The 579-nt window shown below is 49.9% G+C and carries 1 pseudogene; it reads right to left on the reverse strand.

Annotation, left to right across the window (positions count from 1 at the left end):
• Window positions 1-579: pseudogene (locus HCK86_RS23905) on the reverse strand (hypothetical protein); the annotation flags it as partial.

The following is a 579-nucleotide window of genomic DNA, read 5'->3' on the forward strand; positions in this document are numbered from 1 at the left end:
AAGGTCACGGCTTAAGCTGTATTGAATTGTGTTGCCACTCTTCGCAACTTGTAAATTCGTTTCGCCTGCTGCTGTACCGATATCTACCGTATCGCCCGCTTTGATTGCACCTGCATTGGCACCATTGCTTGCCAAGTTCCAGCCTTTGTCTAATTCACTGATCGCAGCACCTACGTTGTTCACGTCTGTGCCATTCACGCTATAGGTCGGTGCTGTCACTGCGCCTGTCGTACTGTTGTATGTTGCACCACCACCTAAGTTGTTGGCCGTGCTGTTGCCTAATGCATCAGTTTTGCCATCCGCTGCTGCTGTTACTGCATCCAATTGGCCTTTGTTCACCGCTTGGTCTGCTGTGGTCGCATCTGCAACATTGCTGATGTTGGTGTTTGCTGCATCAATGCCCGCTGTCGTGATGCTTGGCCCACCTGTAATCACTAAGCCACTGTTGTCGAGCTTACTGTTACCTGTGGTCACGCTGTCAAGGTCAAGGTCACGGCTTAAGCTGTATTGAATTGTGTTGCCACTCTTCGCAACTTGTAAATTCGTTTCGCCTGCTGCTGTACCGATATCTACCGTATC

The sequence above is a fragment of the Martelella sp. HB161492 genome (genome assembly GCF_013184775.1).
Taxonomy (GTDB): domain Bacteria; phylum Pseudomonadota; class Alphaproteobacteria; order Rhizobiales; family Rhizobiaceae; genus Martelella.